This window comes from Chitinophaga sp. CF418, from assembly GCF_900142925.1.
In the GTDB taxonomy this organism is placed as follows: Bacteria; Bacteroidota; Bacteroidia; order Chitinophagales; family Chitinophagaceae; genus Chitinophaga.
This window is the reverse complement of sequence record NZ_FRCN01000007.1, coordinates 36,287-60,165: the sequence shown is the minus strand read 5'-3', so window position 1 is coordinate 60,165 and position 23,879 is coordinate 36,287. Positions and strand designations below refer to the sequence as shown.

The following is a 23,879-nucleotide window of genomic DNA, read 5'->3' as shown; positions in this document are numbered from 1 at the left end:
GATCACCAACCAGCATTTTGTTTATATAACCCTTTACTATAGTTCATTTGATTCAATGGTACCGGCAGATATTCATCCCTTCCCTTGATAAACGCAGCATCTGCCAGATGCGGGCTCCGTGTTTTTTCCACTGCAAAATAAGCATTCAGATATTCGGCCGCAATGCCCCAGCGTACGAGATCGAAAAAACGGTACCCTTCCATGGCAAACTCCAGCCTGCGCTCCCAACGTACGGCCTGTCTGGCGAAGTCCTGCGACCAGGTGCAGTTGATACCCGGTTTGTATACATCTACTTTATAGTTGGATGTAAAGGTACCATCTGACTGCCTCAGCAGCCCCGTACTGTTGCCCGCTCTCGTCCTGATGCTGTTCACCAGAGCCAGTGCCTCATCCTGCCGTCCCAGCTCTACCAGCGCTTCCGCCTTAAACAACAGTACATCGTCATAACGGATGATATCCCAGTTCTTGGAACTCGACATAAAAGGAGGTATCTTCTGAAACGCTGCATCATTAGGCAATACCGCCTCCTTCAAACTCAGATAACTGCCATATACATCCGGAGCACGGGCCCAGGAACGCTGGTAGATAAACCCGGGATCATACTTGTAAGGATGACCGGGTATGGCTACTGTATGGTCCAGCCGCGGATCAAATGTATTGGTCTGAAAATCGCTGCCACCGGTGATGTTCTTATCATTGAAGGTATTGAACATTGGTAATCCGGTAGCATCAGTTTTAAACGCATTGACCAGGTTATAACTGGGAGAATGAAAACCACAGCAACCGTAATCTGTATTCATCGGATAGTTCAGCGCATGACCATAATCCAGTCTGCCTTTCGGTGTTCCATCTTCTCTTGAATACTGGATAGCAAAGACTGATTCCGTGCTATTCTCGGTGGCAGATTTAAAGTTATTCGCAAAGTCACTATTCAGCTGATAATGTCCTGAGTTGATCACCTCATCACACAATGCATTCACTTGTTGTAAAGTAGCTGCATCGACTCCGGTTACTGTATTGTTCTCGTCCTGCTTGTAAGCCTGATACAGCAAAGTTTTAGCCAGGTATGCCTTTGCAGCAAATTTATTCACCCTGCCGATCTGCGGCTGTGTGGCTGGCAGATTATCAGCTGCAAAACGAAAATCATCTGCGATCTTCGTCCATAGTTCGTCATTCCCCAGCGCTTTATTGGAAATGGCCGGATAATTTTCCTTCGCCACTGTTTCATCAATGTAAGGCATATACTTGAAAAGGACCTTCAGCAGGAAATAATAATGCGCACGGAGAAACCGCACTTCTGCCTGCCTCACCACCTTTTCAGGGAATGCGTCTTCGCTGATGGTATTCAGACGTGCCAATGCATCATTTGTACGACCAATGCATACATACAGGCGGAACCACAGCAGATCCGTAAGACCATTGTCTATCCTGTTCAAAGCAAAGGTTTCATAAAAATGGAATTCACTGATATCGCCTGCACCATCACCACCTTTATAAGCATCGCCGCTACGCAGGTTACCATATGGCCACATATTTGAATAGGGCGCAGTATAGTGGTCATTGCCTAACGCAGCATAAGCGGCAGTTACCATCTTATCTACGTTCTCAGGCGTATTGAGATCATCGCCAGACACCACCGCCTGTGGCGTCTGATCCAGGAAATTGCTGCAGCTGACGAATAACAGGCTACAGCATGTGAGCAGATATATAAAACGTTTCATGGTAATCATGTTTAACAGGTACTAGAATGACAGGTTCAGCCCCACCGTTCCGATAACAGGAATAGGATAAGCATTGTTAGGATTCTCCGGATCAGTGGCTGTAAAGCGCTTGCTCTTTACCGTGAACAGATTGCTGCCCTGCAGATAAACCCTCGCTGTCTGGAACTGTCCGTGGAAGAGATGCCTGAAGTTATATCCCAACTGTATATTCCTTAACTTCAGATAAGACCCTGACTCCAGGAAATAGGTAGACGTACGGTTCTCATTGTTACGGTCTACCAGCGTCAGAGCAGGAATAGCCGTACCTGTATGTTGCGGTGTCCATGCATCTAATGTACGCTGGCCCCAGTTAGTGCCTGTCCAGATAGAAGCGAAGTCAGTATAAGTCTTATAGGTATTGTACACCTGTATACCCTGTATACCCTGCAGGAAGAACGACAGGTCGAAGTGTTTATACTCCAGTGCCACATTCAATCCATACGTAAAATCAGGATCTCCCTTACCGATGTAATCCCTGTCTTTGTCATTGATTTCTTTATCGCCATTCAGGTCTCTGTAACGGATGCGACCCACGCCCTTTCCAATCTGTTTGGCATGATCATCCACTTCTTTCTGCGACTGAAAAATACCATCTGCCACATAACCGAATGTAGAATTGATAGAGCGCCCCAGGATGGTTTTATCCTGACCATTACCGGGATATGAAGTCAGTACTTCATCCGGCAGGTAAGTGATCCTGTTACGGTAAGTAGCAACGTTACCCGTCATTGTCAGCGTAAGTCCGGGAGCAATATCACCGGAATAAGTCACAAACGCTTCCAGGCCTTTATTCTCCATAGACGCGCCATTCACATACCTGGAACCACCTTCACCGATCACCGCCAGGTAAGCAGGATTGATCAGGATATCAGAGGTCTTCTTGATGAAATAATCAACCGATCCGGAAATGTGGTTGTCCAGTAAACCGAAGTCAATCCCCAGGTTCGTTTCTTTCGTGCTTTCCCATTTTAAAGCAGCATTGCCCTGTCTGATCAAAGTATATCCTGAAGGAAGCTGCCCGGTACCACTGCCATTAAGATCATAAGCACTGCCACTGTCAAAGTCCCAGGTAGGATCAATACCATAGATGGCCGAATACAGTGTATAGGTAGCATTGTTCACGATCTCCTGGTTACCACTTCTTCCCCAGCCTGCACGCAGTTTCAGATCGGAAATAAAGGGCAAGGCAGATTTCACAATGCCTTCCTCACTGACACGCCATCCCAGGGAGAATGCAGGGAAGGTACCAAAGCGATTCTCTTTTCCGAAGCGGGAAGAACCATCCCTGCGCAATGTTACAGAAGCCAGGTACTTGTTATCATATACATAATTCGCCTTACCGAAATAGGACAACAAAGTATACCCACTGCCGCTGCCGCCATTATCTTTTTGTGTAGTGCCTGCATCCAGGTACGCATAGTCTATATTCTCCAGCGCATATCCCTGCCGGCTGGCAAAGAAGTTCTGCGCCATGTATTTGATCTGTTCTTCTCCCAGCAGGAAGTCTACGCGGTGTTTTTTCAATGCAACATTGTAAGAGAGGGTATTCTGCCATACCCAGTTACCATTGTAATCCTGCGATGTATTCACCTGGTTGGTCTTATCAGAAAGGAAACCGGAAGTATATGACTTACGCAGTACACGCTGGAAAGTACCATTGTAATCAATACCAAAGCTTGACCTGAAATGCAGGCGTGGAATGATCTCCAGGTCAGCATAAGCGTTACCAAATAATCTTACGAACTGGCTTTTATTCTGTTTATTATCTTCAATAAGGCGCACCGGATTCTGCCTGTCCGTCATACCGGGAGCAGGACCGCCCCAGCCGCCATCTACCGAATGCACAGGCACTACCGGCTGTTGTACAAGCGCCGCAAAAAGAATATCTGTTGCAGGCACCAATGCGTCTTTGATATAAGTAGCAGACAGGTTCTCTCCCATTTTCAACCGACCCTTAAAGAAGGAATAATCTGTATTAAAACGGGCAGTAAGCTTCTGTTGACGGGTATCTTTAACGATGCCCTTATTGTTGTACATACCTACGGAAAAGAATGAGTTGCCTTTCTCTCCGCCATTGGTCAATGAAATATTATAGCTCTGTAAGAGAGATGTCTGCGCTATCTGATCATACCAGTAAGTATCTGCAGGCTTCATCGTCTTCGCAGCATCAATGTATTCCGGCAATATGATCCTGTTCAGCACTGGATTGCTGTAATCACCATTCCAGTCATACTGATAGATCTGGTTATTGTTCGGATCTGAGTGATCATTTACAGCCGCCTGCCAATACGCGCGTCCACGACCATCTGTATTCAGTGTCTTCAGCTTTGTACTGTAATACTGCAAAGAAGACGAAGCATCTACATTGATCTTACTAAAACCTTTCTTCGCTTTTTTCGTAGTCACGATGATGACACCGTTTGCTGCACGGGAACCATAGATAGTAGCAGAAGAGGCATCTTTCAACACCTGTATTGATTCTATATCATTCTGATTCAGTTCCTGCAATCCACGCTTGGTCGGAATACCATCTATCACATATAAAGGATCGTTGTTCCCCAGTGTACCGATCCCCCTGATCCTCACGGTAGCAGCGCTGTTGGGAGCACCGTCACTCGTGATCATTACCCCGGGCACTCTTCCCTGCAGGGCTTTCAGCGGATTGCCTGAAGGAATATCTTTGATCTCGGCCACATTCACAACGGCTACAGCCCCCGTCAGGTCGGCTTTTTTCTGCGTTTGATAACCAGTCACGACTATCTGGTTCAGATCAGTAGCATTGTCTTCCAGTTCGATTGACAGTACAGCATTATTCGCAGGCACTTCCTGCGTCATTGGTTTCATACCCAGGTAGGTAAAAGTGAGCTTCTCGCCCGGAGCCGCATTGATAGAGAAATGACCGGCATTGTCTGTAATAGCGTTCGACTTGCCCGCCTGTACAGTCACACCAGGTAAAGGCGTTTTGCCCTGACGACTGGTAACAGTACCCTGATAGAGTTTTTGCTGTGCTACTGCCAGTATGCTGAACAACAGCATAGGTAAGAGGTAAAATAATCTTTTCATAATTGGAATTTTTAGCTGATGGTGGAAATACGTGGAATGCATTTATTGTCCCGTGCTGACGTATGTTTGTTTTTTTATGATCATGTCTGTTATTTCCTGCGGATGATAATCCGGGCAGCCCCCCGGCTTCGATGCTACCAGGGCCCCGAGTGCATTGGCATAGGCAAGACTGTATGCCGGCGTACAACTCCGGATCTGAGAGGTAAGAAATCCCGCCAGGAAAGCATCTCCACTGCCGATGGTATCTGCTACTTTCACCGGTTGTCCTTCCTGGTAATAAAATTCTCCCTGTATATATCCCATACACCCTTTGCTACCCAGCGTAACGATGATGGTGGGAATGTTGAATTGCTCAGACAGCGCCTGTATCCTGTCTTCTGATGTTGTAAATTGGTTGTACCAGGAAGAGATCAATTCAAGTTCACCAATATTCAGCTTCAACAGGTCGCAACTGAGCAGCAACCATTCCAATGTTTCCTTTGAATAATAAGGTGCGCGCAAATTGATGTCCAGTACCTTACGGGCTTTGGACTGCAAGGCTTTTTCCAATGTATTGCGGGAGATGTCGTTCCTGGCCAGCAGGCTGCCATATACAAGATATTGCAGGTCATCGTTCCGGAACGTCGCTTCCAGCGTAGCATCCCAGCTGATATGATCCCAGGCTACCGGGTACACAATATCATACTGCATATCCATTTTTTCATCCATACGGGCATACACCTTGCCTGTATCATATCTGTTGTCCCGTTGAATAAGATCAGTAGCCAGTCCATGCTCCTGCATAATGTCCAGCAAACGCTGTCCGTGGTTATCATTCCCTATTCCCGATACCAATACCACCCGCTGTGAATGCTTATGCAGATGATAGGCAACATTCAGTGGAGCGCCTCCCGGCAATTCCTGCTCCGGTAATATATCCCACAGGATCTCTCCCAGGCTTACGATGTTATAATTTGTCATAGCTGTAATCAGGATTTGAAAAATTCATTTAGTGTACCACCATCGTCATTTCAATCTCTTCCAATGTCCTGCCTTTGGTTTCAGGCATCCAACGTAATACGAATACCAGCTGCAGGACCATCATCACACAAAAGAAAAGGAAGATATGTCCGCCCCCGATACGGCTGGCCAGATAAGGAAACGTGAAAGCAATGACAGCCGCCATGATCCAGTGTGTAAAGCTGCCTAATGTCTGTCCTTTAGCGCGTACCTGGTTGGGGAAGATCTCTGAGATGAATACCCATATCACAGCCCCCTGGGAGAAGGCGAAAAATGCGATATAGATCAATAGATAAGACACCACGGCAATACCGCCGGTATGCATATAAAAGGACACTGCTACCAGGCCCAGTGTAGCGATCAGGCCAATGGTGCCTATCAGCATCAGCTGACGCCGGCCTATCCTGTCTATAAAGCGGATAGCTGTTAAGGTGAAAATGAAGTTGACGATGCCTATCCCAACAGTGGAAAGCAGTGAAGATCCCTCGCCCAGTCCTGACATTTCGAAAATGCGGGGAGCATAGTAGATGATGGCATTAATGCCGGACACCTGGTTGAACATGGCAAACAATACCGCCAGCATCACCGGCGTATTATATTTTGCCGTGAACAGCTTTTCACTTTGTACCTGACTTGCCTGTACCTGTTTTGACTGCCGGATAGTTTCGATGTCTGACATATAACCTTCCGGGTTGATCTTTTTCAGGGTTGCAATAGCAGCCGGCTCCCTGAGCCCCTTGATCAGCAACCACCGGGGACTTTCAGGCACCCACTTCAGCAACACCAGGAAAAGGCCCGCAGGTACTGCCTGGATGCCCAGCATCAGCCGCCAGGAACTGTCGCCGCCCATACCTATCAGGTAATTGGACAGGTACGACACCAGGATGCCAAACACTACATTGAACTGGAACAGGGCCACCATACGTCCCCGGTACTTCGCCGGCGATACCTCAGAGATATAAACCGGGGCAGTAACAGAAGATGCCCCTACTCCCAGCCCTCCAATAAAACGGCATAAGAGGAAAAGATACCAGTTGGTGGCTAGCGCCGTCCCAATGGCGGAGAACAGGTAAATGGCCGCTACCAGTAAAAGCGTAGACCTTCGTCCCAGCCTGTCGGAAGGAATGCTGCCTCCCAGGGCGCCGAATACCGTACCTATTAAAGCGATAGATACCGTAAGACCATGTTGCACTTCAGATAAACCCCAGTATTGCTGAATAGACTGCTCAGCACCGGAAATAACCGCGGTATCGAAACCGAAGAGGAAACCACCCAGGGCCACTACAAAAGCCCAGAAAAACACCGTTTTATTAGTCATAACGCAGAATCGTTTATGCCCCAAACCTACTCAATCAGCCATGCCCTGCCTTACGACTGCGTCTCCATTACTATCAAATTTGTAACTTCCTTAAAAAAATATAATTTAATAATTATCAGTTATTTAAATAGACAAACAATAAAGATCAATACCAGATCATTTCAATTTTGTATCATTGTCTTTAGATATTGAAACATTCCACAGTCCAAAAAAGATCCACGTTGTCAGCCATCTTTACGAGATATATCTATATTTTGCTGCTATCAGCCATTTTATGTAGTCTGGGTTGCCGTCGTGAGGCGGAACCGAAATACCGTATCGGATTCTCCCAGTGTACAGGCAATGACGATTGGAGGCGGAATATGCTCACGGAAATGAAAAGGGAGCTGTTCTACCACCCGGAGATGAAACTCTTATATAAGGACGCGGAGAGCAGCAGCCCGCGGCAGGTGGCACAGATCAGGGAACTGCTGAAAGAGAAGATCGACATCCTGCTGGTATCCCCCAATGAAGCAACGCCCCTGGCACCCGTCATCGCAGAAGTATATGGTAAGGGCATCCCGGTGATCATACTTGACCGTAAAGCCGCTACCGACTCGTTCACTGCTTACATAGGGGGAGATAATCGTAATATCGGTAAACTGGCCGCCGGGTATATTGCCGCCCAGTTAAATGGAAAGGGCCGTATTATTGAGGTAACCGGACTACGGGGATCCTCTCCTACCGTGGAAAGGCATGAAGGATTCCGTACGACGCTGGCGAAGTATCCCGGCTTACAACTGACAGCTACCCTGGAAGGAAGCTGGGTAGCCGATAAAACAAAGGAAGCGGCCCGGAAGAATGACGCTGCCATCCGCCAGGCCAATATCATCTTTGCGCAGAATGACGTCATGGCCTACGCCATGTATCAATATTGCAGGGAGAAGGGCATTCCGGATGTGAGGATTATTGGGGTAGATGCCTCTCCTTATCCGGATGCGGGCATTGACCTCGTATCGCGCGGTGTGCTCAGCGCTTCCCTGTTATATCCCAGTGGTGGCAAGGAAGCTATTGCCATGGCCGCCAATATCCTGGCAGGTGGGAAGCCGCCAAGGAATACGCTGCTACAGACGGTATTGATCGACAGCACGAATGTAAAGCTGATGCGCCTCCAGATCGATAAGATACAGGTGCAGCATCAGGAAATAGAACAACAGCAGTCCCTGTTACAGGAACAACGCCGCCTGTACCAGGATCAGCAACACCTCCTGCGCATAGTGGCCACCTCCCTCTGTGTGGCTTTCCTCTTAGGTATCGTGCTGTTCTTCATCCTGCGTACCAATAGGCGTATCAATCACCAGCTGAAGCAACAGCGGGACGAAATACTCCTGCAACGCGACCAGTTGGTAGAAATGACCAGCAAGGCGGAAAAGGCCACTGAAGCAAAGTTTGCCTTCTTCACCAATCTCTCACACGAATTCCGTACACCGCTCACTCTTATACAGGCTCCCCTGGAAAACCTGCTGGCAGGCAGACAGCTGTCGTCCGTCCAGAAGCAACACCTGGAACTGATGCGCAGGAACGTGGTCCGCCTGATGCGACTCGTGAACCAGCTGCTGGAATTCCGCAGAATAGAAAGCGGTAAACTGCAACTGAAGGTTTCTGAAAATGAGCTTTCCGCTTTTGTAACCGAGATTATGGAAGCATTCAAAGGTATCGCTGTCAAAAAACATATAGACTTCCGGCTTATCAGCCGTCAGCCGGGTACTAAAGCATGGCTGGACCAGCGCCTCTTTGACCGGGTGCTGTATAATCTGTTATCCAACGCCTTTAAATTCACCTCCGACTACGGCAAGGTGCATATATACCTGGAACTGTCGGGCAACAGTGAAGAAGCCATATTGCGTATTGAAGACGATGGCGCCGGCATGGATGAGAATACCCTGTTGCATGCTTTTGAGCTATTCTATCAAAGCAGGGAAAGTGAACACAAAGGCACGGGTATCGGGCTTGCCCTCAGCAGGGAGATCATCCAATTGCATCACGGCAACATCTCTGTAAAGAGTAAAAAAGGCGCCGGTACTATGTTCACGATCACATTACCTGCCACCAGCGCACCATTCGCACAGGAAGAGATACAGCAGGAAGAAGAGCATATCAATGTCATCAATGAATCCCTGCACAACTATGTGGAAGAACTGGAAAATATGGGGCCTGTGGCCACTGTACCAGCTACCCGCCAGGACCAGTCTCATTCCCTGCTTATCATAGAAGATCACCCTGACCTGAACAGTTTCCTGGCAGGCTATCTCAGCGAATCGTACGAAGTATTCCATGCCAGTAACGGTGAAGAAGGATTACAACTGGCATTCCGCCACGTCCCCGATATTATCATCTGTGATATCATGCTACCGGGTATAGACGGCATCAAAGTGCTGGAAACAATAAAGAAAGATATCAGGACCTCCCATATTCCCGTCATCCTCTTAAGCGCCAATAACAGCGAAGAACAGCGGATCAGGGGCATGCAACATAAGGCAGATGCTTATATCAGCAAACCATTCAATATGCAATACCTGAAAGAGAGTATTGCCAGTACGCTCAGTAACCGCGCACTGTTGAAAGATCACTATATCACAGAACCGGAAACAAGGGTGCATTCTGTTCAATCCAATAAACCGGACAGAAAGTTTATCAATGATTTCACCGCGATAGTGGAAGAAAACCTGGGGAACGATCAGTTCAATGTGGAAGATATATGCACACAGCTGTCTATTTCAAAGATGCAGTTATACCGTAAGGTAAAGCAACTACTGGACTGTAACGTCAACGATTTTATACTGGATGCAAGGGTAAAAAAAGCGAAGTATCTGCTTGCCAATTCACAGTCTTCCATTTCTGAAATAGCATATACCTGTGGCTTCTCCTCTCCTGCATATTTTTCTACGGTATTTAAAGCCAGATGCCAGCAGACGCCGAAAACATTCAGGGAACAGGCATTTAAGAAACCGGGCGTATAGCAATAAAAAAATATGCTCCGCACGCCAAGGGACAACGGAGATTCGTACTAACAATCTTTATAAAGTTTAATATTTATACTTAATCAATACTATACATATTAGTAAGATAAAATTATATATAAGTACGACTTAAAGACAATAATTTTCCCCTTATATTTACACCTGAAAAGAATTTAATCATGAGCAATTTCAAAGCAGATTTTTCTGGCGAAAAGGGGTTCATTGAAGACAGTATACAGTCCATGTACGATAATGGAGTTCTCATACCTAAAACTATAAATTCCGTTAAATTTAATAAATCTTGGCATTGGAAATATCATTTTCATCCCATTGGATCCCTAACGAAGGCCATCACTCTTTATAAGAATTGGAAGGATCTTAATTACTATGAGACGCTGTCATTAGATATTGAGCATATCAACCCTAAGTTGAAAGAACGTTGGGCCAATTTACAAAATTGTATTAGTATTACTTATCGTCCTGAGATCATCATGACTATAGGTAATCGTTACCTTGAAATTGTACGAGACAACCTTTTAATCCAGGATCGTGACAATAGATTATACTTCAAATTAGCAGGCAGAAATAAAAAGTATACCAATCCTTCAATTCATCAATTGATCATTGACCTGCAGTTATATCAGCTTCCCGTCACAGATATAGCTGGTAGTCATATTTCCATTCCCAAGCATCTTACATTCTGGGAGCTCCTTGACCAAGAAATATCTCAACATAAAGATGTAATTCAAAAAAATAAAAATAGGGAAGAATGGACTAATGCATTTAACGCTCTGCTTCAGCAAGCTCAGGACTGGATAAAGCGTAAAATCAAACAACTTCGCAGGTTAGAGCATCATTATCTTATCTTAGATATAAGACACCATATTCGCACAATTATAAGATCACTACGCATAACTCCATTTGACGGAAAAGATGCTGATCATAGTATTTCACAAACACCCATAACAAATGAAATACTATTAATCAACCTTTTTAAAAATATCAAATGGCAAAAAAACAAGAGCAGCTTGAGCTGGTAGAAAAAGCAATAGAGCATCTTGAAAAAAAAGAAAGTTTAACACCAGAGGAAAGAGAACTTTATAAAGATCTGATTATACTACGAGAACAAATAAATCAGAAAGACTATGAAGTGAGCTGGCAAATGTTCCTCAGAATTATTTTACGATTTTGTATTGCCGTCGCCAGTCATGAAATTATAGAACATTTAAAAATTTAAGAGAATGAATCTTGGGAAAGCCATTGTGAAAATCAGAGAGAAAACAGGCATGAAGCAAGTTACACTCGCAAGCAAAGTAGGCATATCTGCCACTGCGTTGTCCTTCATAGAAAGTAATAAGTCAAGACCGAGCGAGGAAACGTTAAATAAGATAGCAAAGGTATTTGATACTGATGTATGGTTTATTTATTTAACGGCTATTGACCCGGAGACGGATATGAGTGAAGAAAAACGTAAAACTTTCAACGAGCTTTTCCCAGGATTCCAAGATAAACTCCTGTCATTCATTAAATAACATCGGATAATAAAAAATCCGGTAGCAAGGTCTTACCCCACTACCGGATTTCTTCTATATAATAACTCTTTTACAGCTCCGCGAATACCTTCTCCCTACTATTCGCCAGCAACTCGAGCACATCTTCTTTTGTACCTGTAAATGGACCGGAAGACTCGATCTTCAGCGTAGCCATGGCGGCGGCAAACTCTCCTGCTTCCTGCAGTGAAGCACCTTTTATACGTTGATATAAATACCCCGCCATATAAGTATCACCACATCCTGTAGCATCGATTACAGCGGTCGGTACATAGGCAGGAACATGATAGAATACACCATTTGCATAGATCACAGAACCCATACTACCCAATGTAATCACTACTTCCTTTACACCCCATTCGGCCAGCACTTTCGCACCTTTACGTACGTCCTTCAGGCCTGTCAGTACTTCCATTTCATGCTCATTCGCCTTCAGCGTATGTATGTATTTCAATGCCTCCTGTTTCGCAGGCCAGTCTATTGCATGTACATTATGGTTTTCTACCTTACGCAGATATCCCTGTACATCAAGCGCCACCTTTCCGCGCTCAGACAATGACTTAATTAATTCTACCGGAATATCGTCGGCCAGTAAAGGGCCTAAGTGAAAGAAACGGGCATCGGTATGTGACAATGCCTCAATAGAAAATGGATCTGCTTTCTGCAACACCCGTTGTGTACGATGATCCTGGTTTTCAGAATAAATATTCTCAAAATAAACAGTGTGCCTGCTCGGTACCACATCCACCTCAATGCCCTTCGCGCGCAATTCCACTACACTATTCATTTCACTTTCTGCAAGCCCTGTTACCAGTCTATACTTAACATCCATATGACTGATAGCATTGGAAAAGTAGAAAGAAGTGCCTCCCGCCATATGCACCACAGACTTTGTGGTTACTACTTTATCCAGCGTGATATGTCCTACGCAACAAATATCGTACATGTACTTTCTTATGTAATTATTATACCAACTAATATGCTAAATAAGCGTCAAATATAGCTAATAGATACCGATCTGCGGCATTATAGTCTTTTCGGGAAGCATTTTAATTGATTTTCATCTATTTATAAAAACCGCCAGCGCCCATTTTTCCATAAAATTCCCCCGAAGGTATGCAGCCGCCAACCTTAATACTCAATTTACGCTCATACATATTGCAGCGTAATAACAGTTTGCTGATATCATGTAACAGTAATAGCAAAATATGTGCAGCAACAATAGAATAAAAAAGTATATGTCAGTTAATCATACATTATCTGCAATTCACATATTGCATTAATATTATTTCAAAAGAGACCGATAAAACGTGATGATTTTTCTAAATAATTTTTTTACATTCACTTAGACCTTTTTTTTTCAGCCAAGCAACAATCTGTCCGTTTCCAATCAAGTTTTATTTTGTTATTGATCTTTTTAAAAACCGTTCTGTAAGCAGCCTTAAAAAACTATTCTATTAAACATTTTAAAACCGTTCTGTAAACAAAAAATCTGTTAATCACTTGAAAAAACCGTTCTGTAAGCGGGTTTAAAAAATTTATTCTACTAAGCATTTTAAACCCGCCCATAAACAAAAAAACTTTCTGTTAATTATTCTTAAAACTGCGCTGTAAGCAGCTTTACAAAACCATGCTGTCAAGCATTTCAAAACCGTTCCGCAAACAAAAAAATCTGTTAATCACTTAAAAAACCACTCTGTTAATCACTTAAAAAGCTCTCTATGAAAAGAAATCAACTCCTTGCCCTGGCATTCCCTCTTATGATGCTGATGATAATTGTCTCTTGTACTAAAGATGACAAAATCCTCCGTATCCGTAGCAACGTCCTCGACAGTAAACATCAGGACAGGGGCTTTATCATTATCGCCAAAGAAGGTGCTAAACTTGAAGCTATCTCTGAAAGCCTGAGTAAATTACATGTAAGAAATTTCAAACTGAAAACAGCCAATCAGGACTTAGGGTTGATCCGTGTGCAAACTCCGGACCCTACTTTCCCGGAAAAAGCAAGACAAGTAGCTGATGTAGAATCAGTGGTGGTAGATGTTGTAATGAACTGGAGGCTCCCGGGTAAAGTATTCCGTGCCGACAAACTGGGATCATCATCTTCTAATGCAGGCGCCAAATCGGAAGTAGTTGCCAGCAATCCCTACAGTTTTCTCCAGTGGGGCCTGAAATCCGTAAAAGCGCCACAGGCCTGGTCTAAAGGCTATAAAGGCAAGGGCGCTAAAGTAGCTGTGCTTGACGGAGGTTTCCTCCTGAACAACCCTGAGATTGCTCCTAACATCATCCTTACCCATAACTTTATTGAAGGGGAAGAAGTACAATACCATGGCGCAGAAGGTTTCAGCCATGGATCACATGTTGCTGGTACTATTGCTGCACTGGACGATGCAAATGGTGTAGTAGGCGTTGCGCCTGAGGTAAAACTAATCCTCGTGAAAGTACTGTCTGACGCCGGTTCTGGTCCGTTCAGCGCTATCATTGATGGTATATTTTATGCTACCAGTCACGGCGCTGATGTAGTCAACATGAGCCTTGGCGGAGAACTGCCACGTAAGACCTACACTGACGATAACGGTACTCCTGACGATCCATCCGATGACTATGTGGTGGAATATAACAGGGACATAAAAGACCTGGTAAAAGCAATCAACAGGGCGACCCTGTTTGCTACCTTAAATGGTACGACCCTGGTTGCTGCAGCTGGCAATGATGCATTCAACTATGACGTGGAAAAGAGATTCATTACCTACCCTGCTGCTGCACTGGGTGTATTGTCTATCGCATCTAATGGTCCGGTGGGATGGGGTATTAACCAGGATACTACTTTGTATAGACCTTCTATCTTTACGAACTACGGTAAACAATTCATTTCATATGCTGCACCAGGCGGTAACTGGGCAGACCCATTGAACACAACGATCGTCAATGTTGGCGGCATTGTATTCTATGAGTATGTGTTTAATTTTGTCTTCAATATTGGCTTCTGGGATGAAGCAACTGGTCAGTTCTCTTATGGTTGGTCTGCCGGTACCAGTATGGCGGCTCCTCATGCCAGTGCAGTCATTGCATTGCTGTATGGTAAATACCCGCACATGAACCCCATACTCGCAGATCTCATACTGCGCGGATCATCCGACGACTATGGACTGCGGGGTAAAGATGCCTACTTCGGTAACGGACAGGTAAATGCAGGAAAAGCGGTTAGTTATTAATATCAGAAAGAGAGGGAGTATCGTATTGTGGAATGGCCTCAAAAAGTTGGACACTTCTTTGGGCATTCACCAATACGATACTCCCTCTTCTTATTCAGGTACCTGATGGAAGAAGCTTATTTCTTCTTCCCGTAATCAAATACCAGCTGGCAGAATATTTTCACACCTGCATCCAGGCGGGAGTCATCAATATAGAAGTCAGGCGTATGATGCGGAGCCGCTTTAGCAGGATCTTTTCCCGCGGGCAATCCGCCAAGGAAAAAGAAGAAAGCAGGCGCCTTATCACCGTAAAAAGAAAAGTCTTCAGCACCTGTTGTCCATTCAGCTTCTTTTACATTTTCCGCCCCTATTGCGGCTTCTATTGACGGCAGCATTTGTTTTACCAATGCCGGATCATTAAACGTTACTTTTGTTTTAGTATCAATGGTCACTTCTGCCGTAGCGCCTGATGCTTCGGCAATCTTCGTTGCAGTCAGTTTCATCCTCTCATGTACATCTGCCTGCATTTTGCTGTCTAAAGTGCGGATAGTTCCTTCCATTACCAGTTCTTCAGGAATGATGTTACTGCGTACACCACTGTGTATCTTGCCCACAGTGATCACTACCGGCGCCTTGGTCAGCTCTACCTGCCGGCTCACAATGGTTTGAAAACCCTGTATGATCTGTGCGGCCACCACCACAGGATCGATGCCATTCCAGGGCATGGAACCATGTGCCTGTTTTCCCTTTACTTTTACAACAAACCAGTCACTGGATGCCATTTCAGCACCTGACTTATACTTCACCGTACCAATGGGCGTCAGTGAATTGATATGCAGGCCAAAGATGGCTTCAACCTTCGGATTATCCATAACACCTTCCTTGATCATCAACGGAGCACCACCTTCCTCATCACCAGGCGCGCCTTCTTCTGCCGGCTGGAAGATGAACTTTACGGTTCCCGGTACATCTTTCTTCATAGCAGCCAATACAGACGCCGTACCGAGCAATATGGCCACATGGGTATCATGACCACAGGCATGCATAACAGGTACCCGCTGTCCCAGGTATTCAGCACTGTCTACTGATTTAAAAGGGAGGTCCACCCTTTCATATACAGGCAATGCGTCGATATCGGCACGCAATGCCACTACCGGCCCTGGTTTGCCGCCCTTCAGCAGTGCCACAACACCGGTCTTACCTACACCGGTCTGTACCTCAAGGCCTAAAGCCTTTAAACGGGCCGCTATGTAAGCCCCGGTCTTATACTCCCGGTTAGACAGCTCCGGATGCTGATGGAGATACCTTCTCCAGGATATAACGGAGTCTTTAACACTGGCAACGTTTTTATCCAGTTCTTTTAGCTGAGCCATCGCCAGCATGGGTACAAATGTCAGGAGTACAATAAATCCGGATTTCATAAGCAATAACAGATTTTGGTTGATTGATATGACAAAATATAACAATTTTTCCCCATTTCCCACCAGAAATCTGTCAATGGGTCTATCCTGCATATTATCAGCCTGACGGGAAGTATCAATCAGTGTTCAGGCTGATAACCGTCATGCTTCGCTCCGGACCACCCCGCTAACTTGCAGCATCAAATCAGGAATTCACACTATGAAGACACTCATTAAAACAATGACCCTGTTGTTTGTTGCAAATCAATTGACGACAGCCACAATCGCACAGGTACAGTATCAGCAGAAGAATGATTTCACACTCACTATCAACGGGACATCCACTATGCATGATTGGGAAATGAAGACCTCCAAGATTGCCTGTAATGCCACCTTTACCTTCTATGAAGATGGCGAACTGGGAGGACTGACCTTACTCAATTTTACGATGCCTGCAGAAAGCTTAAAGAGCGAACGAACGGGACTGGATGCTGTTGCTTACAGGGCACTGAAAACGAAACAGTATCCCACTATCACCTTCAATCTTACCTCAGCCGCTGTGTCCAAACAAGGTACTGTCATCGTCTGTACCGGCACCCTGACGGTGGCTGGTGTGACACAAAGTATTGACATCGTGGGCGCCACCCAGATCAATACAGACAGAAGCATCACCATCAAAGGGACCAAGCAGATCGACATGCGTGACTTCGACATCGATCCGCCTACTTTCCTCTTCGGCCAGTTCACCACCGGCGAAAATGTTACCATCACCTTCAACCTGACCTTCCGGCATTAAAGTGTACCTTCCCTCTGTAGCCGCCTTAAAAAGACAAAAGGTCATCAGCATCTGGTAAAATATGCACATCCTGGACAAGCCAATTCCGGGATCTTACAGCTGCATCACAATTTTATTTAAACAGGTCTATACATGAGGAAATTATTGGTCATTTTCCCGCTGTTATTAGCAGGCATCTTGCCGGGAAAACATGCATCAGCACAGGAAAAAGAAGGGGTACATGAAATGTCGAAAGACTATCAGGCTCCAAAAGATCCTTTAGTGATCAGAAAACTCTCCAAATGGCAGGATCAGCGCTTCGGGCTGTTCATGCACTGGGGTACCTATACCCTCTGGGGAGAGGTGGAAAGCTGGAGCATCTGCCCCGTTGACTGGGTGGTAAGAAAAGGCCCTTACAGCGATGATTATAACACCTACAGAAACGCTTACGAACATCTGCAGTATGATTTTAATCCTGTAGATTTCAACCCTGAAAAATGGGAGAAAGCGGCCAAAGCCGCGGGTATGCGCTATGTGGTTTTCACGACCAAACACCATGACGGATTTTGCATGTTCGATACGAAAGAAACCGATTATAAGATCACCAGTCCCAATACCCCTTTCTCAAAGAATCCGCGCAGCAATGTGACCAAAGAGATCTTTGACGCCTTCCGGAAGGACAGCTTTATGATCGGCGCTTATTTCTCCAAACCGGACTGGCATAGCCAGTATTTCTGGTGGAAATATTATCCGCCTAAAGACGAACACGTAAACTACGATATTAAGAAATTCCCTGATCGCTGGCAGAAGTTCAACGACTTCACCTACAATCAGATCCAGGAACTGATGACCGGTTACGGTCCTATCGATATTCTCTGGCTGGATGGCGGCTGGGTAAGACCTGACGGCAAACAAAGCATTGACATGCCGCGTATTGCCAATATGGCCCGCAGTCATCAACCAGGACTGATCATTGTGGATAGAACCGTTCCCGGTGAGTTTGAAAACTATACCACACCGGAACAATCTATTCCTGACAAGCCATTACCTTATCCCTGGGAGACCTGTATGACAATGGGTTATTCCTGGAGCTATAGTCCGCGGGATACCTACAAGCCTTCCCTGCAACTGGTATCACTGCTGGTGAAGATCGTGTCAAGAGGTGGTAACTTCCTTCTGAATATCGGTCCAAGCGACAAGGGGGACTGGGCGCCCGAAGCATACAAACGCCTGGAAGACATGGGCAAATGGATGGACATCAACGGAGAAGGCATCCATGGATCAAGACCGGTAGCGCCTTATTCCGATAAGAATATCTACTTCACACAATCGAAAGACCAGCATTCTATCTATGCTTATTATCTTTCTGACAGTGATGACGTGAAGCTGCCGGCAGAAGTTACTTTTGCCGTACAGGATATCAAAAAGATCAGCCGTGTGGCACTGTTAGGTACAAAAGCGAAACTGCAATGGACTTTGAAGGATGGTCAGCTGACTATTAAGATCCCGAAGAACATACAGGAGAAAAGCGGTTTGAAATACAGTGCGGCGTTTAAGATCAGTGCGTAAGTAATAACTAACTTATATTCAGGGCGTATCACATCGTGGTACGCCTTTTTTTATATCGGAAGCAACCTGTCATATAACATGTAAAAACGCTCATGAACATACGAAACAGAGACAATGCCATCAAACGGGCAGGCGGGCAAATACGCTATCGCCAGGATGGCACCTATGGCGGTGTATATGGTAAGTTGCATAAAAGCGGAGCGTATAACAGTTTGAATGCAAAATCTTAAAGGACCAATAAAAAAAATTATTGGTCCTTTAAGTTAATATATACTATATTTATCCCTATTACGACAACTCAACTAAAGAAGACATTTTCTCCACTTCCTGAAAACATATAACCCAAAATACAAGTAACATCACCACCCTATTTTTATCTATACTAGCCTTCAGTATAACCAGATCAGTCGTGGCTGTTACTTCAATTCAAAATCGATTCCCTGTATATCACCACACGTTTAAAAACACACAACATGAAAAAAAAAGTAATTGTCGGTATTTCCCTCATCGCAGCTGTTACCCTCATATGGCTGGGCGCCTGCAACAGCAGTAACAGTAACAAAACCACTGAAAGCGTAGGTCAGAATACACCCTATTCCAGCATTAAGCTGCCTCAGGATGCGATGGCTACCTGCACTGTATCAAAAGACACATTTAATACCTGGTTTAAAAGTGGCGCAGCTACTGAAAACGGGGCGGTAACTCCTCCAAACAGCGTCACCTTCGGACATCAGAACAACTGTGACTTCTATCAATGGTCAGAACGTATGTTCCTGTGGATCACTTCTTCTTCACAGGAGTATGCAGGAACCGTGATGGCTTCTCCGGTATTTTATAACGTAGTATCCGATCCTGCCGGTGGGTTAATGCTGGAGAAACATACGCCGGGAATAATACCTCCGGCCACGAGCAGCGTAGAGAAAAACGGCCCCAACAGATTACCGGTTTTCAGAGACAAAAAAGGCCGCTTGTTTGAAGTAATGGTCCATAAAGCAGGAGAAAAAGTGTTGGTAAAAAATAAAGCCGGTAAACTCTTAGAACTGAGCAACGTAGAGAAGGCCGCTAACGGACCTGTTCTGTTAAAAGATAAAACAGGCAATAAAATTGAACAGCCGTCCATCGTTACGAAGCTGGTTCATCCTGAAAATGTGCTCCATGCTTTTCCTACCAGCAATGGCACAGTCATCCTCGACATCAACGGTAATGAAGTAGATGCGGGAATAGATCAGGCTACATCCAACGCGTTGATCGCACAAAATAATTCCCTGGTATATTATATCACCATGGTGAACGACATGTATGCCTACTACCTGACTGCCATTAACGATCCGAATTTCAAAAATGATAGTATTTCCAGCAAGCAGTTTCCAACCACTGCCCCAGAAAGGACATGTCTTGTAAATTATGCAAAGAGCCATGGCTACCTTGTCCCTACTGATTCAAACGCACTGGCGATGGAATTGAAAACCTCGTGGGTAATAGCTGACAGCCTGGCTAATCCGGAAGACTATTTCCTGATGGATGCGATGATCCCGACATACGATGCTTCTTCGAATACATTCTGGAAACCTGTTGGACAGCAAAAGGCGAAGCTCGCACTGGTGGGTATACATATTGTCGGAAGTGTAGCGGGACATCCGGAGATGATATGGGCCACCTTTGAGCACCAGAGCAATACACCGAATGCAGCATATCAGTATATCAACAGCAAAGGCCAGGTGCAGACCGTTGCCGCAGATGCCGGCTCCTGGCTCTTTAACAGCAATGCTGCTGGTGGTTCCTATAATGTACCTTATATCAATGTGGACTCAGCCAGCAACCTGATAGCGACTACAGGGAATACTATAGCCTCCAGCAATACACAGCGCCTGTTCCCTTTTGGAACAGCTATAGGTACAGTTCCTAACCAGCAGGATACAAGTGCCTCTGCATCCAATACTGAGCTTATCTCTATTAATAACTCGATAATGAGTATGATACCAGGTAAAGATCTCAGGAAAAACTACCTGTTTATTGGTGCTGTATGGACATTTGGCGGAGCAGCTCCAACGGGCAGTATATATCCGGTAGATTCCACCTCAGGTGGCGCTATTGGTACGAGCGTGTTGGCCAACAGTACAATGGAAACTTATTTCCAGTCTACCAGCTTCACCTGCTTTACCTGCCACAGTAATAATTCATTACAACCCGGGGCATTAAGCCATGTTTTCAGCAAAATAAAACCGCTGAATAAAATGCTGAAGAAGATAGATCAGGATCAGAAGAAATAACGCTTTATTTCCCTTTCCGGGGCGCTTATTTCATTACCGGAACACCACCCGGAAAACACCTCATTATAATGAAGGAAGGCGTGTTAAAACGCCTTTCTTCATTATAACCCAAGCCATCTGCCAGTAGTCATTTCGTTTTTCACCATTGGATGCCAGGCATTTACTCTGCTATCTGCCATCATCATTTGCGCGTCCATTCTTCATGGATAGGATCACCTTTTGAGCTCTTGCCACTGTGATCCCACTTATCGCCATTTACGCTGCCTTTAAAGGTTAGAGATGCACCAACTCTGCTGTTATCTCTTGAAAAGAATTCGATGTTCTCCGTATAAACACCGTTTGCAAAAGTGTAAGAGCCTCCGCCTGTACCAAAGAATTCACCAGTTTTCGTGTTCATCGCGATCCATTGGAATTTGGTGCTGGTAAGTATCTTGATCGTCTTTCTGTCGCCGGGGTTCATAGCACTCATTGTACCATTCGTTTCCCTGCCTGTTATCTGCCACACGCCTGTCATTTCGCTGTTGCCGTTATCAACTCTTGTCCAGGTAGTCTTGTTACCGTTTAATGTAGTTACCAGCTCGTCCCCATGGAAGTCAACAGTGGCTCCAAGTTGTTTTCCTACTTGTGATGGCTCCGCTGAATTAAACTCGATTTTAGTGACGCCGGTGTTATCAGATGATCCTGACCAGGTTCCTCCGAACGTGGATTTAAAACCAGCAGTATCATATACCGTGATACTGAAATAAGCGGGCGTAACCAGCATCAGTGAAGTAGTAGTACCAGCAGTAGATTTCCATGCACCGAGCACTTCCGATTGGGCGTTTGATTGGGCAATGGTTACAATGGTTAATAGTAACGTGAAGACGCGTTTGATAAGTGTTTTCATAATTGGTGGATTTATGTGTATAAATATACGGCATAAGCTGGGGGGATATCCTCCGGCTTCTTATCAAGTTAGTTTTTTCGTAGAGGATCTGTGCCTTCTCCAGATAAAGCACCTACTTTATTATTTAATATAAAATAATCTCTTTTTTAGTACTTTAGTGTTCAAAATTACCAATTCTTCCCTTACTATGAAGCTTCAGGTGCTAATCCGTTTTCATGTCAGACGGCTTCTCTGTCTGAGTATATGGTTGTTCTTATACTATCCCCTTTCTGTACACGCCCAGAAAACCGATGATAACATAGAACTGGCCAACGTAGATGAAACGTACGAATTTCAATACGATACCCGCCAAAAGCAGATAACCGTCAAAGAAACCCTCTACAAAGACTTTATATGCAACGGTTTCCGCTCCGCCATTCCCTTCTCTGAAAGCTATAACGGCCAGGAGGAGATTAAAAATGTGACTATTACTGTAGATGGTAAAAAAGCAAGGAGTATAGAACCTGCCTTCGATTATCTAAACATAGACGAATACTTCTATTCAGATCTGAGAATCTGTCACTTTACCCTACCCTTTACCCGACAGGGTTCCCACAGTGAAGTGACCATAGAAAAAGAGATCAAAGATCCCCGTTATCTCACCACCGTCTATCTGAACGAAGACTATCCGGAAAAGCAAAAGAAGGTCACCGTTATTGTTCCTCGCTGGATGGACATTGAAATTCATACCTTCCATTTCAAAGGGCAACACATTAAAACCGAAAAAACTTACAATAAAGATAAAGACGCCGACGTCTATACTTATACCGCCACTGAGCTCCCTGCCATGAAGTCGACAAGCATGAGCCCTGGCCCTACCTGGATATACCCGCATATCCTCGTGCGCAGCAAAGCGGCTAACTATAACGGAGAAAAAAATACTTATTTCAATACGACGAACGATCTTTACCAATGGTGTCATAACCTGACCACCCAGCTACACCCAGATACCACAGCCCTGGGCGCCAAAGCCCGTGAGATCACCACCGGCATTACAGATCCGTTTGCCCAGATGAAAGCCATCTTTTACTGGGTAGAAGAAAACATTCGCTACATTGCCTTTGAAGACGGCCTGGCCGGCTTTAAACCCGATGAAGCCCATGAGGTGATGCGAAAAAAATATGGGGATTGTAAAGGCATGGCCAATCTCACCAAAGAACTATTGCTACGCTGTGGCCTGGATGCACGCCTATGCTGGATAGGGACCAATCACATCATGTATGATCACAGCATACCTTCGCTCAATGCTGACAACCACATGATCTGTGCGCTGAAGTACAACAACAAATGGTGGTTCCTCGACGCTACAGAGAAGTATATGCAGCCTGGCATCTACGCAGAACGCATAGCAGGTCGTCAGGTAATGATAGAGAATGGTGACAACTGCTTACTGGAAAATATCCCTGCGGTCACCCCGGAGCAGAACATCCGCCTCTTCACAGAATCCCTGACCATAGATGGCAACAATATGAACGGTAAGATAAAATATCAGTATAACGGCGAAAGTAAATCAGATCTGCTCTATACTGTCAACCTCACTAAAAAAGACCGGGTGCAAACAGCGCTGGAACATTACATCACCAATAGTAACAGCCACTATAAAATTTCCAACGTAACTACCTCTCCTCTGGACCAGCGGGACGGCAAACTGGAAGTAGATTTTGACCTCCTGTATCAGGACGCTGTGTCATCGTTCGGCAAAGAAATGTACATTGATATTGATTATAATAAAGAATTTAACAACGCCACGATCGATACAGTGAAGCGCACCACCGATTTCCGCTTTGGCACAAAATCTAATTATATCACTGAAACAGAACTCACCATTCCCAACAGTTGCAAAATACTTATGCTGCCAGAAGATCTGCACATTACATCTCCCAATTTCAGCTTTGATATTACTTATAAAACCGTTGGCAATAAGATCAGCTATCGCAAACAACTGAAAATTAATAATACCTATCTGGCAAAAGCCAGCTTTGGTGAATGGAACAAAGCCATTACTGCTCTGTCAAAGAAATACCTGGAGCAGATCACCGTTTCCCGACAATAAATTC

General features: G+C 45.0%; 17 protein-coding genes. 10 read left to right on the top strand and 7 right to left on the bottom strand.

All coding sequences use genetic code 11. The annotated features are described in order from the left end of the window. Positions 1 to 2: 2 nt before the first annotated feature. The 4 genes from F3I09_RS16310 to F3I09_RS16295 are packed head-to-tail and all read right to left on the bottom strand — an operon-like array spanning position 3 to position 7,140. Positions 3 to 1,721: a RagB/SusD family nutrient uptake outer membrane protein gene (locus tag F3I09_RS16310; RefSeq protein WP_188133837.1), complete on the bottom strand. Its 1,719-nt coding sequence runs from the start codon at positions 1,719 to 1,721 to the stop codon at positions 3 to 5. 21 nt (positions 1,722 to 1,742) lie between these two features. Then, positions 1,743 to 4,823 carry a TonB-dependent receptor gene (locus tag F3I09_RS16305; protein WP_149696103.1) on the bottom strand — a complete coding sequence of 1,027 codons (3,081 nt, stop codon included), beginning with the start codon at positions 4,821 to 4,823 and terminating at the stop codon, positions 1,743 to 1,745. Between the two features lie 42 nt (positions 4,824 to 4,865). Then, positions 4,866 to 5,783: a carbohydrate kinase family protein gene (locus F3I09_RS16300; RefSeq protein ID WP_149696102.1), complete on the bottom strand. Its 918-nt coding sequence runs from the start codon at positions 5,781 to 5,783 to the stop codon at positions 4,866 to 4,868. 28 nt (positions 5,784 to 5,811) lie between these two features. Next, positions 5,812 to 7,140 carry a sugar porter family MFS transporter gene (locus F3I09_RS16295; RefSeq protein WP_149696101.1) on the bottom strand — a complete coding sequence of 443 codons (1,329 nt, stop codon included), beginning with the start codon at positions 7,138 to 7,140 and terminating at the stop codon, positions 5,812 to 5,814. A gap of 221 nt (positions 7,141 to 7,361) precedes the next feature. Between F3I09_RS16295 and F3I09_RS16290 the strand changes: the two genes are divergently transcribed. The 4 genes from F3I09_RS16290 (at position 7,362) to F3I09_RS16275 (ending at position 11,671) form a co-directional block, all read left to right on the top strand. Beyond that, positions 7,362 to 10,139, top strand: a complete 2,778-nt coding sequence (locus F3I09_RS16290; protein WP_149696100.1) for a substrate-binding domain-containing protein — start codon at positions 7,362 to 7,364, stop codon at positions 10,137 to 10,139. 179 nt (positions 10,140 to 10,318) lie between these two features. Then, a complete protein-coding gene (locus F3I09_RS16285; protein WP_149696099.1) occupies positions 10,319 to 11,179 on the top strand; it encodes a hypothetical protein in 861 nt (286 codons plus the stop codon). After that, positions 11,146 to 11,376: a hypothetical protein gene (locus tag F3I09_RS16280; RefSeq protein ID WP_149696098.1), complete on the top strand. Its 231-nt coding sequence runs from the start codon at positions 11,146 to 11,148 to the stop codon at positions 11,374 to 11,376. The genes F3I09_RS16285 and F3I09_RS16280 overlap by 34 nt, the downstream gene beginning before the upstream one ends. A 4-nt stretch (positions 11,377 to 11,380) precedes the next feature. After that, positions 11,381 to 11,671, top strand: coding sequence for a helix-turn-helix domain-containing protein (locus F3I09_RS16275; RefSeq protein WP_149696097.1), 291 nt, complete (start codon positions 11,381 to 11,383; stop codon positions 11,669 to 11,671). A gap of 70 nt (positions 11,672 to 11,741) precedes the next feature. On the opposite strand, the gene F3I09_RS16270 is transcribed toward F3I09_RS16275, so the two are convergent. Then, a complete protein-coding gene (locus F3I09_RS16270; protein WP_149696096.1) occupies positions 11,742 to 12,635 on the bottom strand; it encodes a PfkB family carbohydrate kinase in 894 nt (297 codons plus the stop codon). A gap of 775 nt (positions 12,636 to 13,410) precedes the next feature. Here F3I09_RS16270 and F3I09_RS16265 point away from each other — a divergent pair. Continuing rightward, positions 13,411 to 14,904: a S8 family serine peptidase gene (locus F3I09_RS16265; RefSeq protein ID WP_149696095.1), complete on the top strand. Its 1,494-nt coding sequence runs from the start codon at positions 13,411 to 13,413 to the stop codon at positions 14,902 to 14,904. A gap of 116 nt (positions 14,905 to 15,020) precedes the next feature. Here F3I09_RS16265 and F3I09_RS16260 read toward each other — a convergent pair whose 3' ends face one another. Beyond that, a complete protein-coding gene (locus tag F3I09_RS16260; RefSeq protein ID WP_149696094.1) occupies positions 15,021 to 16,304 on the bottom strand; it encodes an amidohydrolase in 1,284 nt (427 codons plus the stop codon). Between the two features lie 199 nt (positions 16,305 to 16,503). Here F3I09_RS16260 and F3I09_RS16255 point away from each other — a divergent pair, with 199 nt between their 5' ends. The 4 genes from F3I09_RS16255 to F3I09_RS16245 all read left to right on the top strand — a co-directional run bounded on the left by F3I09_RS16255 (position 16,504) and on the right by F3I09_RS16245 (position 20,897). Then, positions 16,504 to 17,079: a YceI family protein gene (locus F3I09_RS16255; RefSeq protein ID WP_149696093.1), complete on the top strand. Its 576-nt coding sequence runs from the start codon at positions 16,504 to 16,506 to the stop codon at positions 17,077 to 17,079. A 132-nt stretch (positions 17,080 to 17,211) separates the two neighbouring features. Continuing rightward, positions 17,212 to 18,627: an alpha-L-fucosidase gene (locus tag F3I09_RS16250; RefSeq protein WP_149696092.1), complete on the top strand. Its 1,416-nt coding sequence runs from the start codon at positions 17,212 to 17,214 to the stop codon at positions 18,625 to 18,627. 92 nt (positions 18,628 to 18,719) lie between these two features. Continuing rightward, the gene (locus F3I09_RS34075; RefSeq protein ID WP_188133836.1) at positions 18,720 to 18,857 is read left to right on the top strand and encodes a hypothetical protein; all 138 of its coding nucleotides are present in this window, start codon (positions 18,720 to 18,722) and stop codon (positions 18,855 to 18,857) included. Between the two features lie 243 nt (positions 18,858 to 19,100). Further along, complete coding sequence (locus F3I09_RS16245) at positions 19,101 to 20,897, top strand: hypothetical protein (protein ID WP_149696091.1); 1,797 nt, start codon at positions 19,101 to 19,103, stop codon at positions 20,895 to 20,897. A gap of 181 nt (positions 20,898 to 21,078) precedes the next feature. Here the strand turns inward: F3I09_RS16245 and F3I09_RS16240 are convergent, their stop codons facing one another. Then, complete coding sequence (locus F3I09_RS16240; RefSeq protein ID WP_149696090.1) at positions 21,079 to 21,783, bottom strand: membrane or secreted protein; 705 nt, start codon at positions 21,781 to 21,783, stop codon at positions 21,079 to 21,081. Positions 21,784 to 21,970: 187 nt separating this feature from the next. Between F3I09_RS16240 and F3I09_RS16235 the strand changes: the two genes are divergently transcribed. After that, positions 21,971 to 23,875 (top strand): transglutaminase domain-containing protein, encoded by a 1,905-nt coding sequence (locus F3I09_RS16235; protein ID WP_149696089.1) that lies wholly within the window; start codon positions 21,971 to 21,973, stop codon positions 23,873 to 23,875. Positions 23,876 to 23,879 lie beyond the last annotated feature (4 nt).

Bases quoted from the DNA above. Each gene is read 5' to 3' on its own strand.
- F3I09_RS16310 (WP_188133837.1), bottom strand. From the start codon at position 1,721: ATGAAACGTTTTATATATCTGCTCACATGCTGTAGCCTGTTATTCGTC.
- F3I09_RS16305 (WP_149696103.1), bottom strand. From the start codon at position 4,823: ATGAAAAGATTATTTTACCTCTTACCTATGCTGTTGTTCAGCATACTG.
- F3I09_RS16300 (WP_149696102.1), bottom strand. From the start codon at position 5,783: ATGACAAATTATAACATCGTAAGCCTGGGAGAGATCCTGTGGGATATA.
- F3I09_RS16295 (WP_149696101.1), bottom strand. From the start codon at position 7,140: ATGACTAATAAAACGGTGTTTTTCTGGGCTTTTGTAGTGGCCCTGGGT.
- F3I09_RS16285 (WP_149696099.1), top strand. From the start codon at position 10,319: ATGAGCAATTTCAAAGCAGATTTTTCTGGCGAAAAGGGGTTCATTGAA.
- F3I09_RS16280 (WP_149696098.1), top strand. From the start codon at position 11,146: ATGGCAAAAAAACAAGAGCAGCTTGAGCTGGTAGAAAAAGCAATAGAG.
- F3I09_RS16275 (WP_149696097.1), top strand. From the start codon at position 11,381: ATGAATCTTGGGAAAGCCATTGTGAAAATCAGAGAGAAAACAGGCATG.
- F3I09_RS16270 (WP_149696096.1), bottom strand. From the start codon at position 12,635: ATGTACGATATTTGTTGCGTAGGACATATCACGCTGGATAAAGTAGTA.
- F3I09_RS16265 (WP_149696095.1), top strand. From the start codon at position 13,411: ATGAAAAGAAATCAACTCCTTGCCCTGGCATTCCCTCTTATGATGCTG.
- F3I09_RS16260 (WP_149696094.1), bottom strand. From the start codon at position 16,304: ATGAAATCCGGATTTATTGTACTCCTGACATTTGTACCCATGCTGGCG.
- F3I09_RS16255 (WP_149696093.1), top strand. From the start codon at position 16,504: ATGAAGACACTCATTAAAACAATGACCCTGTTGTTTGTTGCAAATCAA.
- F3I09_RS16250 (WP_149696092.1), top strand. From the start codon at position 17,212: ATGAGGAAATTATTGGTCATTTTCCCGCTGTTATTAGCAGGCATCTTG.
- F3I09_RS34075 (WP_188133836.1), top strand. From the start codon at position 18,720: ATGAACATACGAAACAGAGACAATGCCATCAAACGGGCAGGCGGGCAA.
- F3I09_RS16245 (WP_149696091.1), top strand. From the start codon at position 19,101: ATGAAAAAAAAAGTAATTGTCGGTATTTCCCTCATCGCAGCTGTTACC.
- F3I09_RS16240 (WP_149696090.1), bottom strand. From the start codon at position 21,783: ATGAAAACACTTATCAAACGCGTCTTCACGTTACTATTAACCATTGTA.
- F3I09_RS16235 (WP_149696089.1), top strand. From the start codon at position 21,971: ATGAAGCTTCAGGTGCTAATCCGTTTTCATGTCAGACGGCTTCTCTGT.